Origin of the sequence: Mesorhizobium sp. M1088 (genome assembly GCF_040318575.1) — a bacterium.
Taxonomy (GTDB): domain Bacteria; phylum Pseudomonadota; class Alphaproteobacteria; order Rhizobiales; family Rhizobiaceae; genus Mesorhizobium.
This window is the reverse complement of the sequence record NZ_JAMYMO010000001.1, coordinates 235,380-251,351: the sequence shown is the minus strand read 5'-3', so window position 1 is coordinate 251,351 and position 15,972 is coordinate 235,380. Positions and strand designations below refer to the sequence as shown.

Annotated in this window: 15 protein-coding genes; all 15 read left to right on the top strand. The window is 64.2% G+C overall.

Going from position 1 to position 15,972, the window contains the following annotated elements; translation table 11 throughout:
• Window positions 1-200: 200 nt before the first annotated feature.
• The 15 genes from NKH49_RS01340 to NKH49_RS01270 all read left to right on the top strand — a co-directional run bounded on the left by NKH49_RS01340 (window position 201) and on the right by NKH49_RS01270 (window position 15,750).
• On the top strand, window positions 201-488 hold the full coding sequence (locus NKH49_RS01340) for a hypothetical protein (RefSeq protein WP_023673993.1): 288 nt from the start codon (window positions 201-203) through the stop codon (window positions 486-488).
• An 11-nt stretch (window positions 489-499) separates the two neighbouring features.
• Window positions 500-877 (top strand): hypothetical protein, encoded by a 378-nt coding sequence (locus NKH49_RS01335; protein WP_023673992.1) that lies wholly within the window; start codon window positions 500-502, stop codon window positions 875-877.
• Between the two features lie 15 nt (window positions 878-892).
• On the top strand, window positions 893-1,054 hold the full coding sequence (locus NKH49_RS01330; RefSeq protein WP_023673991.1) for a hypothetical protein: 162 nt from the start codon (window positions 893-895) through the stop codon (window positions 1,052-1,054).
• Between the two features lie 15 nt (window positions 1,055-1,069).
• Window positions 1,070-2,470: an APC family permease gene (locus NKH49_RS01325; RefSeq protein WP_352612301.1), complete on the top strand. Its 1,401-nt coding sequence runs from the start codon at window positions 1,070-1,072 to the stop codon at window positions 2,468-2,470.
• A gap of 46 nt (window positions 2,471-2,516) precedes the next feature.
• Complete coding sequence (locus NKH49_RS01320) at window positions 2,517-3,197, top strand: hypothetical protein (RefSeq protein WP_352612299.1); 681 nt, start codon at window positions 2,517-2,519, stop codon at window positions 3,195-3,197.
• Window positions 3,194-3,526, top strand: a complete 333-nt coding sequence (locus NKH49_RS01315; RefSeq protein WP_352612297.1) for a hypothetical protein — start codon at window positions 3,194-3,196, stop codon at window positions 3,524-3,526. Before NKH49_RS01320 ends, NKH49_RS01315 begins: the two co-directional genes overlap by 4 nt.
• Before the next feature lie 84 nt (window positions 3,527-3,610).
• Window positions 3,611-4,504 carry a class II glutamine amidotransferase gene (locus NKH49_RS01310; RefSeq protein WP_352612295.1) on the top strand — a complete coding sequence of 298 codons (894 nt, stop codon included), beginning with the start codon at window positions 3,611-3,613 and terminating at the stop codon, window positions 4,502-4,504.
• A gap of 4 nt (window positions 4,505-4,508) precedes the next feature.
• Window positions 4,509-5,243: a GltB/FmdC/FwdC-like GXGXG domain-containing protein gene (locus NKH49_RS01305; protein WP_352612293.1), complete on the top strand. Its 735-nt coding sequence runs from the start codon at window positions 4,509-4,511 to the stop codon at window positions 5,241-5,243.
• Between the two features lie 6 nt (window positions 5,244-5,249).
• Window positions 5,250-6,578 (top strand): FMN-binding glutamate synthase family protein, encoded by a 1,329-nt coding sequence (locus NKH49_RS01300; protein WP_023673984.1) that lies wholly within the window; start codon window positions 5,250-5,252, stop codon window positions 6,576-6,578.
• Between the two features lie 33 nt (window positions 6,579-6,611).
• Window positions 6,612-7,919: a type III glutamate--ammonia ligase gene (gene glnT / locus NKH49_RS01295; protein ID WP_023673983.1), complete on the top strand. Its 1,308-nt coding sequence runs from the start codon at window positions 6,612-6,614 to the stop codon at window positions 7,917-7,919.
• A 36-nt stretch (window positions 7,920-7,955) separates the two neighbouring features.
• The gene (locus tag NKH49_RS01290) at window positions 7,956-9,209 is read left to right on the top strand and encodes a sarcosine oxidase subunit beta family protein (RefSeq protein WP_352612291.1); all 1,254 of its coding nucleotides are present in this window, start codon (window positions 7,956-7,958) and stop codon (window positions 9,207-9,209) included.
• A gap of 17 nt (window positions 9,210-9,226) precedes the next feature.
• The gene (locus NKH49_RS01285; protein ID WP_352455208.1) at window positions 9,227-9,502 is read left to right on the top strand and encodes a sarcosine oxidase subunit delta; all 276 of its coding nucleotides are present in this window, start codon (window positions 9,227-9,229) and stop codon (window positions 9,500-9,502) included.
• Window positions 9,502-12,486, top strand: coding sequence for a sarcosine oxidase subunit alpha (locus NKH49_RS01280; protein WP_352612289.1), 2,985 nt, complete (start codon window positions 9,502-9,504; stop codon window positions 12,484-12,486). Before NKH49_RS01285 ends, NKH49_RS01280 begins: the two co-directional genes overlap by 1 nt.
• Window positions 12,479-13,108, top strand: coding sequence for a sarcosine oxidase subunit gamma (locus tag NKH49_RS01275; protein ID WP_352612287.1), 630 nt, complete (start codon window positions 12,479-12,481; stop codon window positions 13,106-13,108). The genes NKH49_RS01280 and NKH49_RS01275 overlap by 8 nt, the downstream gene beginning before the upstream one ends.
• Before the next feature lie 272 nt (window positions 13,109-13,380).
• Complete coding sequence (locus NKH49_RS01270; protein WP_352612285.1) at window positions 13,381-15,750, top strand: trimethylamine N-oxide demethylase; 2,370 nt, start codon at window positions 13,381-13,383, stop codon at window positions 15,748-15,750.
• Window positions 15,751-15,972: the final 222 nt, after the last annotated feature.

Genomic DNA, 15,972 nt, shown 5'->3' with positions numbered 1-15,972 from the left:
AACGCCGGGAGCCTGCAATACCCGTAAGCAAATAATTTCATTGTCAGGCAAATCCGGCGCGCCCAAACAAACGGTTAACGTCGCGTAAAATCGTCTTGACAATTCCAGAATTCGGCCGGATTTTATGAAAAAAATTTCACTCTCTTGAAAGAGGGCAATGACCGGCCAATCCGGACCGGCGTTGAAAAAGGGGAAAGCCGATGTCCGACCTGCAACAGCGCGTGGAAGCGTTGTACCGTTCCGACGTGCGTGGATCCATGCTCCTGATCGTCTGCCTGTGGGCGACGATCCTCTTTGTCCTGTTCATGACATGGCCATACGTCCCCGACGCCGGCATCAAGCTCGTCGTCGCGGTCGCCGCCGCCGCGGTGCTGATCTTCAACACGGCCGCCATTCTGGCGATGGTCAACCACTACAAGGAAGACAAGGACTTCATCTACGGCCTCGACATCAAGAACGCCGACGCCTACCGCAACCGCAAGTCCTGAGGGGGAGACGCATGGCCCGCTATACACCGCCCGAACAGAGCAAGGCCGGACAGGTTTTCGATATCGCCGTCGTTGTGGTCGCGATTTTCGTCGCGCTGTGGCTGCCGCTGAAACTAGGGCTGGCAGGGGCGGCAAAATCCATCGACGCGCTCGACGCCAAGACGTGGGAAGCGCTCGGCCAGAACCCGACCATGGCCTCGATCTGGGAAAAGCTCGGCTACACGCCGGAAACCGCGCACGACATCATCCAGAACCGGTTCCACTACATCATCGACTGGCCGACGCTGATCATTATGGCGGCGGTGCTGATCGGCTATTTCATCTTTCTGTTCCGCGCATCGGACCGCGAATACCGCGACGTCATCGACGAAAAGTTCGGCGACAAATAGATAGGAAGCATCGTCATGTGGGTGGCACTCTCTTACGCATGCTGGGGCATCTCGATCGTGCTCGCGCTGTGGATGCTCTACGACTGGTTCAAGATCGACACGACCTATTCCGAAGAGATGCTGACCTCGTCCAGGGAAGGCGAACTTGAAGCCGTGTCCGAAAAACACCGGATCTGAGTGGGGGATTGAACGATGACGATCACGGCTGAACCAGCGGTGCAAGTGCAGGGCGACAGGGTTTCACTGCTCAGGGTGCTCGGCCCCGCCCATGTCTGGGCGCTCGGTGTCGGCATCGTTCTGGTCGGCGAATTCACCGGCTGGAATTTCGCGGCGGACAAGGGCGGCGCGCTGGCGGCGCTGATCGTCTGCTGGATCGTCGGGCTGCTCTACACCTCGGTCGCGATGATCGATTCCGAAGTGACCTCGACGGTTGCCGCCGCCGGCGGCCAATATGCGCAGGCCAAGCACATTGTCGGGCCGCTGATGGCCTTCAACGTCGCGCTGTTCCTGGTCTTTGCCTACACCATGCTCGAAGTGTCGGACGCGATCCTGCTCGGCGACACCATCGTCGCCAAAGCCGGCGTCGAGGGCCTCACCCACAATTCCTTCATCGCCGCGACAATCGTCGTGCTGGCATGGCTGAACTATCGCGGCGTGCTGATGACGCTTAACGTCAACTTCGTCATCACTGCCATCGCCTATGTCTCGATCGTCATCCTGTTCTTCTCGGTCAGCCCGTGGACGCAAGGCGCCGTGCTCAAGCTCAACGAGTTGGTGACCCCGGGCAACGCCCTGCCCTACGGCTGGATCGGCGTCATCGCCGCCTTCCAGTTCGGCATCTGGTATTATCTCGGCATCGAGGGCACCACGCAGGCCGCCGAGGAAGTGCGCTCGCCGGCGCGCTCGCTGCCCTACGGCACGATGGCCGGCATGATCACGCTTCTGATCGCCGCCGCCATGACCTGGTATGTCTGCGCCTCGATGATGCCCTGGGAATATCTCGGCATCACCTATTATCCGCTGTGGGATGCAGGCAAACTGACCGGCAGTGCGCTGCTGGAGAACCTGTTGTTCATCGCGACGCTGCTTGCCGCGCTCGCCTCCGCCAATGGCTGCATCAACGACGCCGCGCGCGCCTGGTTTTCGCTCGGCCGCGACCGCTATCTGCCGACCTGGTTCTCGGCGGTGCATCCGAAATACCGCACGCCCTATCGCTCGATCCTGTTCCTGCTGCCGATCGCGCTCGCCTTCGCCTTCATCGCCGACCTCAACCAGGCGATCACCTTCTCGATCCTGTCGGGCGTGCTGCAATACACCTTCATGAGCATCAACATCATCATGTTCAGGAAAAAGTGGCCGCTCGGCTCGATCCGCCGCGGCTACACCCATCCGTTCCATCCGCTGCCGGCTATCGTCTTGTTCTGCCTTTGCGTCGTCACCTTCTTTGCGATCTTCCTCGGCTTCGGCTCGCAGCTGATCGCCATGGTCGCCTTCTACTTCCTGATCTCGCTGTGGTTCCACTTCTACCGCTACAAATTCGTGCGCCGTGGTGCCCAGTTCACCATGCCGTGGCCGAAGCCGCAGGGCTACTGACGGCGCGCCCGGTCTGGGCGGGCATTTGCGTGACGAGGTGCGTTAGGTGATCTCAGCATTGCTCGCCGGGGCGGTTGCCCTGGCTCTCGTCCTCCATATAGCCTGGCTTGCGCGGGCCAGCCGCGCCAAGGCTTCGACCGGGCTTGCCGCCGACGAAGCCGGCGTCCGCGCCGTCATCCCCGACGCGGCCAACGTCTCGGACGGCACTGCCGGCGTCGTTACCTTCGCCGGCTCGTGGAACGGCCGGCGGGTGCAGGTGCGGACCATCGTCGACACGCTGGCGATCAGGAAGCTGCCGGCGCGCTGGCTGAGCGTTTCGATCACCGAAAAGGTCGCGATACCAGGCACTTTCGATATGATGATGCGGCCGGGATCGCCGACGACTTTTTCCAATTTCGATCATCTCGTCCATCCGCTGCCGAAGGCGGCGGGGTTTCCGGCCGAGGCGGTGCTGCGGACCGACCGCAAGGGCGTGCGCTTCCCCGAAGCCATCATCGCCGGCCACCTCGATATCTTTGCCGAGGAGCGCGCCAAGGAATTGCTGATCACGCCGAACGGCGTGCGCATCGTCTGGCTTCTGGCCGAGGCCGAGCGGGCGCGCTACGGCGTATTCCGGCAAGCCGAATTCGGTACGGTCAGGCTCGATCCGGTGCTGATTGAGAGGCTGCTGTCGTCGGCTTCGGCGCTGCGCGACGCCATCAATCAAAGCAAACGGCAAGCGGCATGACCAGCCAGATCACCACCTCCCCCGCACCACCGAGCCCCTATCTGGTTCTGGGCGCTGCGATCGTCTTGCCGGCGAGCGGGCATGTCGTGCTCGGCGTGCCGGTGCGCGGCCTGCAATTCCTGTTCTTCATAGTGATCCTTGCCTGGGTCACCGCCAAGATCGCGCCGCCCGACGCCAGCTTCGTCGGACGCCATGCCGGCGGCTTCCTGATCTATGCCCTGTCGATCCTGGATGCCTACAAGGTCGCTCGCATCCGCTATGCCAAATGGGTTCACAATGGCGGCCAGCGCAGCGATAGTGCGGCCGGCGGCGCCTCAGCCGATATATAACGACAGGAAAATTTTTTTCATACCAATTGAATTCCCGGGACTCATTCGATACATCTCGGAGGGAACAAACTCGCGGAGGCTGACATGTGCGGAATCGTCGGACTGTTTTTGAAGGACAAGTCGCTCGAGCCCCAGCTTGGCGCGATGTTGTCGGAGATGCTGATCTCGCTCAGCGATCGCGGTCCCGACAGCGCCGGCATCGCCATCTATGGCGCGTCCTCCAATGAAGCCAAGATCACCATCCAGTCGGCCAAGCCGGAGCGCGATTTCCGCGGCCTCGACGCCGAACTTGCCAAGGCAATCGGCGCGCCGGTGAGCATTGCTGCGAAGTCGACGCATGCCGTGGTCCGGACGATGCCTGCCAAGATCGACGAAGCGCGCGAGGCGATCCAGACGCTGCGCCCCGACATCCGCATCATGGGCGCCGGCGACGTCGTCGAAATCTACAAGGAAGTCGGGCTGCCGGAAGCGGTCGTCGACCGTTTCGGCGTCCGCGAGATGACCGGCACCCACGGCATCGGCCATACCCGCATGGCGACCGAATCGGCGGTGACGACGATGGGCGCGCATCCGTTCTCGACCGGCGCCGACCAGTGCCTGGTGCATAATGGCTCGCTGTCCAACCACAACAATGTCCGCCGCGAGCTGATCCGCGAAGGCATGACATTCGAGACCGAGAACGACACCGAGGTCGCTGCCGCCTATCTCTCCTCGCAGATGGCGCATGGCAAGAACCTCGGCGAGGCGCTGGAAGGCACGCTGAGTGATCTCGACGGGTTTTTCACCTTCGTCGTCGGCACCAAGAACGGCTTCGGCGTGGTGCGCGACCCGATCGCCTGCAAGCCCGCCGTAATGGCCGAAACCGACCAGTATGTCGCCTTCGGCTCGGAATATCGTGCGCTCACCAAACTGCCCGGCATAGACAATGCGAAGGTCTGGGAACCCGAGCCCGCAACCGTCTATTTCTGGGAGCATTGAACCAATGCCGGCAATTAACCTCTCCAAGGCGGCTCGCGAGCCGGGCCATGCATCACGGGTCTTCGATCTGGCCGAAATGTCGCTGCGCGAGCTCAACCAGGCGCTGCACGATCTGGCGCCCGGTTCGAACGAGACCGCCTGCGAGGTGCTCCACCCGCGAGGCAGCCATTCGGTCGCTGCCGGCGTCGACCAGCCGGTCGCCATCGATGTGCGCGGCAGCGTCGGCTATTATTGCGGCGGCATGAACGACGGCGGCACCATCACCGTGCATGGCTCGGCCGGGCCCGGCGTCGGCGAGAACATGATGTCCGGCCAGATCGTCGTCAAAGGCGATGCCAGCCAGTATGCCGGCGCCACCGGCCGGGGCGGGTTGCTCGTCATCGAAGGCAACGCGTCGTCGCGCTGCGGCATCTCGATGAAAGGCATCGACATCGTCGTCCATGGTAATATCGGCCACATGTCGGCCTTCATGGCGCAGTCCGGCAACCTCGTGGTGCTGGGCGACGCCGGCGATGCGCTCGGCGATTCCATCTACGAGGCGCGGCTTTTCGTGCGCGGCAAGGTCGAAAGCCTCGGCGCCGACTGCATCGGCAAGGAGATGCGGCCCGAGCATCTCGAATTGCTGCAAGGCTTGCTCGACCGCGCCGGTGTGACCGGCGTCAAGGCGGCGGAGTTCAAGCGTTATGGCTCGGCTCGTACCCTCTACAATTTCAATATCGACAACGCCGACGCGTATTGAGGCTCAATGACCTATCGCAACCCGCCGACGACGCCGCGCAAATCCGCGACCTTCGACGACTACACGCTTTCCGAGATCCGCCGCGCCGCGGCGACCGGCATCTATGACATCCGCGGCGCCGGCGCTAAGCGCAAGCTGCCGCATTTCGACGACCTTCTGTTCCTCGGTGCCTCGATCTCGCGCTACCCGCTCGAAGGCTATCGCGAGCGCTGCGACACCAGCGTCGTGCTCGGCTCGCGCTATGCGAAAAAACCGATCGAACTGAAAATCCCGATCACTATTGCCGGCATGAGCTTCGGCTCGCTGTCCGGCCCGGCGAAGGAAGCGCTTGGCCGCGGCGCGACGCTGTCCGGCACCTCGACGACGACCGGCGACGGCGGCATGACCGAGGAAGAGCGCGGCCATTCGAAGACGCTGGTCTACCAGTATCTGCCGTCACGCTACGGCATGAACCCGCGCGACCTGCGCCGCGCCGACGCGATCGAAGTGGTCGTCGGCCAGGGCGCCAAGCCAGGCGGCGGCGGCATGCTGCTCGGCCAGAAGATCTCCGACCGCGTCGCCGAAATGCGCACGCTGCCGAAAGGCATCGACCAGCGCTCGGCCTCGCGCCACCCCGACTGGACCGGGCCGGACGACCTCGAGATCAAGATCCTCGAACTGCGCGAGATCACCGACTGGGAAAAGCCGATCTACGTCAAGGTCGGCGGCGCGCGGCCCTATTACGACACCGCGCTTGCGGTGAAATCGGGCGCCGATGTCGTCGTCGTCGACGGCATGCAGGGCGGCACTGCGGCGACCCAGGAAGTGTTCATTGAAAATGTCGGCCAGCCTACGCTTGCCTGCATCAGGCCGGCCGTGCAGGCGCTGCAGGATCTCGGCATGCACCGCAAGGTGCAGCTGATCGTCTCCGGCGGTATCCGCAACGGCGCCGACGTCGCCAAGGCGCTGGCGCTCGGCGTCGATGCGGTGTCGATCGGCACGGCAGCGCTTGTCGCGCTCGGCGACAACGACCCGCGCTGGGAGGCGGAATACAACGAGCTCGGCACCACCGCCGGCGCCTATGACGACTGGCATGAGGGTCGCGACCCGGCCGGCATCACCACGCAGGATCCCGAGCTAATGAAACGGGTCGATCCGATTGCGGCCGGCCGACGGCTGGCGAATTATCTTAAGGTGATGACACTTGAGGCTCAGACAATCGCCCGCGCCTGCGGCAAGAACAGCCTGCACAATCTCGAGCCCGAGGATCTTGTGGCCTTGACGATCGAAGCCGCCGCCATGGCCGGCGTGCCGCTGGCCGGCACCAACTGGATACCGGGCAAGAACGGCTTCTAAGACAAACCAAATGCCAGTAAGCGAGGAACTATAATGGGGAACGATCTCGCCGCCTTCGCCAAGGAAAAGGGCGTCAAATATTTCATGATATCCTACACCGACCTGTTCGGTGGACAACGCGCCAAGCTGGTGCCGGCGCAGGCGATCGCCGACATGCAGCGGGACGGTGCCGGCTTTGCCGGCTTTGCCACCTGGCTCGATCTGACGCCGGCGCATCCCGACATGCTGGCGGTGCCGGATCCGGCCTCGGTGATCCAGTTGCCTTGGAAGCCGGAGGTCGCCTGGGTCGCCGCCAACTGCATCATGGACGACAAATCGGTCGAGCAGGCGCCGCGCAACACGCTGAAGCGGTTGATCGCGGAGGCTGCTGGCGACGGCATGCACATCAAGACCGGCGTCGAGGCCGAATTCTTCCTGATCTCGCCGGATGGCAAGACGATTTCCGACGAATATGACACGGCGTCGAAGCCCTGCTACGACCAGCAGGCGGTGATGCGCCGCTACGACGTGATCGCCGAGATCTGCGACCACATGCTGGCGCTCGGCTGGGGCGCCTACCAGAACGACCACGAGGACGCCAACGGCCAGTTCGAGATGAACTGGGCCTTCGACGATGCGCTGGCGACCGCCGACAAGCATTCCTTCTTCAAATTCATGGTGAAATCGGTCGCCGAAAAGCACGGCCTGCGCGCAACCTTCATGCCTAAACCCTTCCAGGGCCTGACCGGCAATGGCTGCCATGCGCATATCTCGGTGTGGGACAAAGACGGCAAGACCAATGTCTTTGCCGATAATGCGATGGAGCTCGGCCTGTCGGCCAAGGGCAGGAATTTCCTCGGCGGCATCATGAAACATGCGTCCGCGCTTGCCGCCATCACCAACCCGACGGTCAATTCCTACAAGCGCATCAACGCACCGCGCACCATCTCCGGCGCCACCTGGGCGCCGAACACGGTGACCTGGACCGGCAACAACCGCACCCACATGGTGCGCGTGCCCGGCCCCGGCCGCTTCGAGCTGCGCCTGCCGGACGGCGCGGCAAACCCGTATCTGCTGCAGGCCGTCATCATCGCCGCCGGCCTTGACGGCGTCCGCTCGAAGGCCGACCCCGGCAGGCGCTACGATATCGACATGTACCAGTTCGGCCATACGGTCGAGGGCGCGCCGAAGCTGCCGCTCAACCTGCTCGACGCGTTGCGCGAGTTTGACAACGACAAATCGCTCAAGGCGGCGCTGGGTGAGGAATTCTCGTCGGCCTATCTAAAGCTCAAGCAGCAGGAATGGAATTCCTATGCTTCCCACTTCACCCAGTGGGAGCGCGACCACACGCTCGACATCTGATCCGGAATTGTTGCACGCCCGGCGCGAAACAGGTTCATGAAATACTCGATCTTCTCCCTCGCTCGGGCGGCATTTTCCGGCCATAAGAACTGGCAGCGCACCTGGCGCGACGCCAGCCCGAAGAGCCACTACGACGTGGTGATCATCGGCGGCGGCGGCCATGGCCTGGCGACGGCATGGTTCCTCGCCAGCGAATACGGCATCAGGAATGTCGCCGTGCTGGAAAAGGGCTGGATCGGCTCCGGCAATGCCGGCCGCAACACCACCATCATCCGCTCCAATTACGGGCTGCCCGGCAATACCGGTTTTTACGAGCTTTCGATGAAGCTGTGGGAGCGGATGGAGCAGGACCTCAACTACAACACCATGGTCAGCCAGCGCGGCGTCATCAATCTCTACCATTCCGACGCGCAGCGCGACGCCTACGCACGGCGCGGCAACACCATGCGCATCAACGGCATCGATGCCGAACTGCTCGATCTGGCGGCGGTCAGGAAGATGATGCCGTTCCTGAACTTCGACAACGCACGTTTCCCGGTGCAGGGCGGCCTCTTGCAGCGACGCGGCGGCACGGCACGACACGATGCCGTGGTCTGGGGCTACGCGCATGCGGCGAGCGCGCTCGGCGTCGACATCATCCAGAATTGCGAAGTGACCGGCTTTGTCCGCGATGGCAGCGGCAAGGTGACCGGCGTCGAGACGAGCCGCGGCAGGATCGGCGCAGGCAAGGTCGGCATGGCGGTCGCCGGCTCTTCGTCGCGCGTCGCGGCGATGGCCGGCATGCGGCTGCCGATCGAAAGCCATGTGCTGCAGGCCTTCGTCTCGGAGGCGATAAAGCCGCTGATCCCCAATGTCATGACCTTCGGCGCCGGCCACTTCTACGTCAGCCAGTCCGACAAGGGCGGGCTGGTCTTCGGCGGCGACATAGACGGCTACAATTCCTACGCCCAGCGCGGCAATCTGCCTGTCATGGAAGACGTCTGCGAAGGCGGCATGGCGCTGATGCCGATGATCGGCCGGATACGGCTTCTGCGTCAGTGGGGCGGCATCATGGACATGTCGATGGACGGCTCGCCGATCATCGACAAAACACCGGTCGACGGGCTCTATCTCAACGCCGGCTGGTGCTATGGCGGCTTCAAGGCGACGCCCGGCTCCGGCCTGGTCTTTGCCCATCTGCTGGCGCGCGACGAGCCGCACAAGGAGGCTACCCGCTTTCGCCTCGACCGCTTCCGGCGAGGTGCGATGATCGACGAAAAGGGCCAGGGCGCCCAACCGAACCTGCATTGAAGGCTGGCTGAAGAAGCATGCGCATTGTCTGTCCCTTCTGCGGCGAACGCGAACTCGGCGAGTTCACCTATCTGGGCGACGCCAAGCCGACGCGTCCGGCGGCCGGCGCCACCGAAGACGAGGTCTTCGACTACGTCTATCTACGCGACAACATCGCCGGGCCGATGAGCGAATACTGGTACCATGGCGGCGGCTGCCGGGCCTGGCTGAAGGTCGCCCGCAACACGCTGACGCATGAGATTTCGGCGGTCGAACCGGCTGCAGGCGTTGGTGCCGCCGAGGTTGGGGCCTGATGGTTGGCCCCGCGCAAACACACCGGCTGGAGAGCGGCGGTCTCATCGATCGCGCCGCGCCGCTGGCCTTCCACTTCGACGGCAAGAGCTTTGCCGGCTTCCAAGGCGACACGCTGGCCTCGGCGCTGATCGCCAATGGCGTCAAGCTGGTCGGCCGCTCGTTCAAATACCACCGGCCGCGCGGCATCCTGACCGCTGGTTCGGAGGAGCCCAACGCGCTGGTCGAACTGCGCAGCGGAGCGCGGCGCGAGCCGAACACCAAGGCGACCACGGCCGAACTCTATGACGGGCTCGAAGCCGCCAGCCAGAACCGCTGGCCGTCGCTGCGCCACGATCTGATGGCGGTCAACCAGCTGTTCGCGCCGATCTTCGTCGCCGGCTTCTACTACAAGACCTTCATGTGGCCGGCGAAATTCTGGGAAACGATCTACGAGCCAACGATTCGCCGCGCCGCCGGCCTCGGCCGCGCTGCAGGCGTCGCCGATCCCGACCATTACGACAAGGCGTGGGCGCATTGCGACGTGCTGATTGCCGGCTCCGGCCCGGCCGGGCTTGCGGCGGCATTGGCGGCCGGGCGCGGCGGCGCCCGCGTCATCCTGTGCGAGGAAGATTTTGCGCTTGGCGGCCGCCTGCTCGCCGACGGCGGCATGATCGACGGCGCGCCGGCGGCCGAATGGATTACGCGCACGCTGGCCGAACTCGCCACACTGCCCGATGTCCGCATCATGACCCGCACGACATTGTTCGGCGTCTATGATGGCGGCACCTATGGCGCGATCGAGCGGGTCAACGACCACCTGCCGTCGCCGCCCGAGCACCAGGTGCGCCAGCGGCTGTGGCGGATCGTGGCGAAGCGCTGCGTCGTCGCCGCCGGCGCCATCGAGCGGCCGATCGTCTTTGCCGGTAACGACACGCCGGGCGTGATGATGGCTTCGGCGATGCGGACCTATGTCGCGCGCTACGCGGTTACCCCTGCCAGGAGGATCGCGCTGTTCACCAACAATGAGGATGGCTGGCGCACGGTCGAGACCGCGCTTGGCGCCGGTTTGCAGATCGCGGCGGTCGTCGATGCGCGCCCGGACGTCTCCGCCGCGCATCGCGCGCTTGCCGCCAAGGGCGGCTTTGCCGTGCTCAACGGCTCGGTCAGCGGGGTCGAAGGCGGCAAGGACGGGGTCCGGAAAATCGTGGTGGCGCTGACCGGCGGCGCACGGGCGGAAGTCGAAGCCGACGGGCTTGCCGTGTCCGGCGGCTGGAATCCGGCGGTCGGGCTGACCTCCTATCATCGCGGCCGGCCGAAATGGCAGGACGATATCGCAGCCTTCGTGCCGGATGGTGCGCCGCCCGGCATGATGGCCGTCGGCGCCGCCAACGGCGCCTTCGGGCTGGGCGACTGCCTGCGCCAGGGCTTTGCCGCGGGTGCTGCGGCAGCGCAGAGTGCTGGACGCGGCGGCAATGCCGGCACATCGCCGGTCGCCGACAGCGAGGCGTTTTCGCTGACGCCGCTTTGGTATGTGGCCGGCAAAGGGAAAGCCTTCGTCGATTACCAGCATGACGTGACCGCGTCCGACATCGAGCTGGCGCAGCGCGAAGGTTTCGAATCGGTCGAGCATCTCAAGCGCTATACGACGCTCGGCATGGCCACCGACCAGGGCAAGACCTCGAACGTCGCCGGTCTCGCCATCATGGCGGCAATCAGCGGCAAATCGATCCCCGAAACCGGCACGACGATCTACCGCCCGCCCTATGTGCCGGTCGCCATCGGCGCCTTCGCCGGCCATCATCGCGACGAAGACTTCCATGCGACGAGGCTGACGCCGTCGCATCACTGGGCAGCCGAACAGGGCGCGGTGTTCGTCGACACCGGCCTGTGGAAGCGCGCGCAATGGTATCCGCGCGCCGGCGAAAAGGACTGGCTGGAATCGGTCACCCGCGAGGTCAAGGCGGTGCGCTCCGGCGTCGGCTTCTGCGATGTCTCGACGCTCGGCAAGATCGACGTGCACGGCCCGGATGCCGGCGCCTTTCTCGACCGCGTCTACATCAACACCTTCTCCAGTCTCGCCGTCGGCAAAGCCCGCTACGGGCTGATGCTGCGCGAGGACGGCATCGTCTATGACGACGGCACGACGTCGCGGCTGGCCGAGGACCACTATTTCCTGACCACCACCACCGCCAAGGCCGGGCTGGTGATGCAGCATCTCGAATTCTGCCGGCAGGTGCTGTTCCCCGAATTCGACGTGCAGCTGACATCCGTCTCCGATCAATGGGCGCAGTTCTCGATCGCCGGGCCGAAGACCCGGGACCTGCTTCGGGAAATCGTCGATCCGGCGGAGGATTTGTCGAACGAGGGCTTTCCCTTCATGGGGGCGCGGGAAGTCGCGCTTCGCGGTGGCATCAAGGCGCGGCTGTTCCGCATCTCGTTTTCGGGCGAAATGGCGTTCGAAATTTCGGTTCCCGCCCGCTATGGCGAGGCGCTGTTGCGCAATTTGATGCTGGCCGGCAAGCCGTTCGGCGTTACGCCCTACGGTACCGAGGCGCTCGGCGTCATGCGCATCGAAAAGGGCCATGTCGCCGGCCCGGAGTTGAACGGCACGACGACCGCCGCCGACCTCGGCCTCGGCAAGATGATGTCGACCAAAAAAGATTTCATCGGCCGCGTCATGGCCGGGCGCGAGGCGCTGATTGCCCCAGACCGGCAGGTCGTGGTCGGCATCAAGCCGGTCGACAAGACGCGCCGCCTGCGTTCCGGCGCGCATATTATCCCGAAGGGCGAGACGCCCGGTCCCGGCAACGACCAGGGCTATGTCACTTCGGTCTGCTTCTCGCCCATGCTCGACCAGTGGATCGGGCTGGCGCTTGTTGAGCGTGGCCGCGAGCGCATTGGCGAGATCGTCCATGCGCATGACCCGCTCCGCGGCGAAGACTACGACGTCGAGCTGTGCAGCCCGGTCTTCTACGATCCGGATGGAGGGCGCCAGCGTGGCTGAGTTTTCCTGGATTGCCCGCAGTCCGCTGGAGAAAGCGCTTGTTGTCGGCGCGTATGGCGCGCGCGGCACGGCGGCCGGCGTATCGCTCACCGAGATCCGCAATTTTGACCTGATCCAGGTGATGGCGCGGCGCGGCAAAGCGGCAGAACTGGCGAAGGCCGCCGAAACCCGCTTCGGCGTTGCCGCCCCGGAAACGCCCAAGGCGACCCGAACTCCCGACGCTACGCTGATCTGGTCGGGACCGGATCAGTTCCTGGTCCTGTCCAATGGCGGCAAGCACGCAAGCGAACCGCTGAGCCAGGCGTTTGCGCAATCCGCCTCGTTGTCCGACCAGTCGCATGCCCGCGCGCTGATCAGCGTTTCCGGAGAAAAGGCGCGCGCGATGCTGGCCAACCTGTCGTCGCTAGACCTGCACCCCGCGGTGTTCCCGGCCGGCACCGCTGCGGCGACCTCGGTCGATCACACCAGCATCAATCTCTGGCGCGCCAATGACCGGCCGGACGGACAGGCGGTGTTCAATCTTCTGGTGTTCGCCACCTTCGCGGAAAGCCTGTGGCATACGATGCTGGACGCTGCCGCCGAGTATGGCGTCGAGATCGGGCATTCCGAGGAATTGGGGTAGGATTGTGCGCCACCTTCCCTTCTCCCCTTGTGGGAGAAGGTGGCCGAGCGAAGCTCGGTCGGATGAGGGGTGCTCCAGCTTGGTATGACGGCACTCCGTCCAACACCCCTCAACCGTCTCGGCGCTGCGCGCCGATCCACCTTCTCCCACAAGGGGAGAAGGAAGAGGCGCGCGCCTCGCCTTCACTTGCCAACTCCGGCTCTTCTATCCTATTCTTCCCGCTAAAATAATTTCACACACAGGCAAACTTGTTTCTCGAAACCAAGGTTGAGATGAGCCAGTCGCCCTACCCCGCCGTCGTCGCCGGACCGCCCCGGCCGAGCCTGATCCTGCGGCCAGGCCAGATTACGCTGCCGGCCGCGATGGAGCGCTACTCGGTTCAGGGCAATGGCGCGGTGCTGATCGAGGTCGAGGCCGGCGACATTGTCACCGTGCGCGATGTCGAGGGCGGGCAGGCCTGCGAGCTGCTGGCATGGGACAGCAGCGACGCGACCGATCCCGGCATTCTCGGCGAGAAATCGAACAGCAATGCCGCCGGCATCAAGGCGCTGCTGGCCGAAGGCGACGACAGCCTCGCATCCTTGCGCCGGGGGCTCGAGCGGCGCCAGGTGCAGCTCGACCAGGCGAAGGCGGTTCGCGTTTTCGGCGGCGCCACCCCTGCCGGTACCGAACAGGCTTTTACCGTCGCCCGCGATGGGTCGATGCTGATTGCCGCGCCCGGCGGGCCGATGCTGGTCGACGGCCACGATACGGCGACGCCACTTAGCGTCATCGTCCGCCGCGCCACCATCCGCCCGGCAGCGAAATCCAGGCTTGCCGACCCGCTGGCCGATCCCGTGCTCGACCTGCGCGTCCATTCGGCGACGGCGGAGGCCTACTTCGTCAAGGCGGGCGACTATCTGCAGATCATCGATGTCGACGGGCGCCAATGCACCGACTTCCAGTGCTTTTCGGCGCGCAAGCTGGACAAGGGCCGCGATCATCCGCTCGACGTGACGACGACGCGCACGCTGATGGGTTCGAGCTATCCGATGCCCGGTCTGCACTCAAAATACTACGACCAGGACATGGAGCCGCTGGTCGAGGTTGTGCAGGACACTTGCGGCCGCCACGATGCATTCGCGCTCGCCTGCGCGGCCAAATATTACGACGACATCGGTTATCCCGGCCATCCCAACTGCTCGGAGAATTTCAACCGCGCGCTGGCCGACAAGGGTGTCACGCCTCGCGCCGGCTGGATGGCGATCAACTTCTTCTTCAACACGGCCATCGACGCGCATGGCGTCGTGGTATCGGACGAGCCGTGGTCGCGGCCGGGCGACTATGTGCTACTCAAGGCGCTCACGGACATCGTCTGCGTCTCGTCCGCCTGCCCCGACGATACGACGCCGGCCAATGGCTGGAACCTGACCGACATCCATGTGCGAACCTATCCCGGCCAGCACAAATTCTCGCGAGCGATCGCCAGACGCATGACGCCCGATTCGGAACCGAAAATGACCCGCGAGACCGCCTTTCATTCGAGCTTTGCCAAGCACACCCGCAACTTCGTCGAGTACAAGGGCTATTGGCTCGCCAATTCCTTCGCCAGGCAAGGCCCGATCGATGAATACTGGGCCTGCCGGCAGGACGCCGTGATCATGGACCTGTCGCCGCTGCGCAAGTTCGAGGTCACCGGGCCGGACTCCGAGGCGCTGCTGCAATACACGCTGACCCGCGATATCAAGAAGCTCGGCGTCGGCCAGGTCGTCTATTCCGCCATGTGCTACGAGCATGGCGGCATGATCGATGACGGCACGCTGCTCAGGCTCGGCAAGGATAATTTCCGCTGGGTCGGCGGCGACGATCTATCCGGCCAATGGCTGCGGGAAACGGCGCAAAAACTCGGCCTCACCGTGCTGGTGCGCTCCTCGACCGACCAGATGCACAATGTTGCCGTGCAGGGACCGAAAAGCCGCGACGTCCTGCGGCAGATCATCTGGACCTCGCCGCTGCAGCCGTCGATCGACGAACTCGAATGGTTCCGTTTCGCCGTCGCCCGCATCGGCGGCGGCAACGGCATTCCGGTCGTTGTCTCGCGCACCGGTTACACCGGCGAGCTCGGCTACGAGATCTGGTGCCATCCGCGCGACGCCGAAAAGGTGTTCGACGCGATCTGGCAGGCCGGCCAACCGCACGGCCTGAAGCCGATGGGGCTGCAGGCGCTCGATATGGTGCGCATCGAGGCCGGGCTGATCTTTGCTGCTCACGAGTTTTCCGACCAGACGGATCCGTTCGAGGCCGGCATCGGCTTCACCGTACCGCTGAAGACCAAGAGCGACGATTTCATCGGCCGCGAGGCACTGATCCGGCGCAAGGAAAACCCGCAGAAGAAGCTGGTCGGCCTCGACATCGACGCCAATGTCGCCGTCGGCCACGGCGATTGCGTGCATATCGGCCGGGCGCAGATCGGCGTCGTCACCTCCGGCATGCGTTCGCCGGTGCTGAACAAGACCATCGCGTTGGCCAGGCTCGACGTCACGCATTCGGCGATCGGCACCGAGGTCGAGATAGGCAAGCTCGATGGTCACAGCAAGCGGCTGCCGGCGCGCGTCGTCGCCTTCGCCCATTACGACCCGCAAAAGACCAGGCCGCGCTCCTGACCGATGCTTCCTGGTTCTTCCCTTCTCCCACAACAAGGGGAGAAGGAAAGACCGCACCCGTTGGCAGCGCCAGCGAAGCTCGACTGTTTCACAAGCGCAATGTGCACAGCGTCACAAAGCGCTTGACGTGAAAGCGCGTTAGGTCAATCTTCACTGCTAAGAAAAAAATACTACTGAGCGGAAAACGCCTGGGGCCGTTCAACGTGAGCGTCGATGACGCCT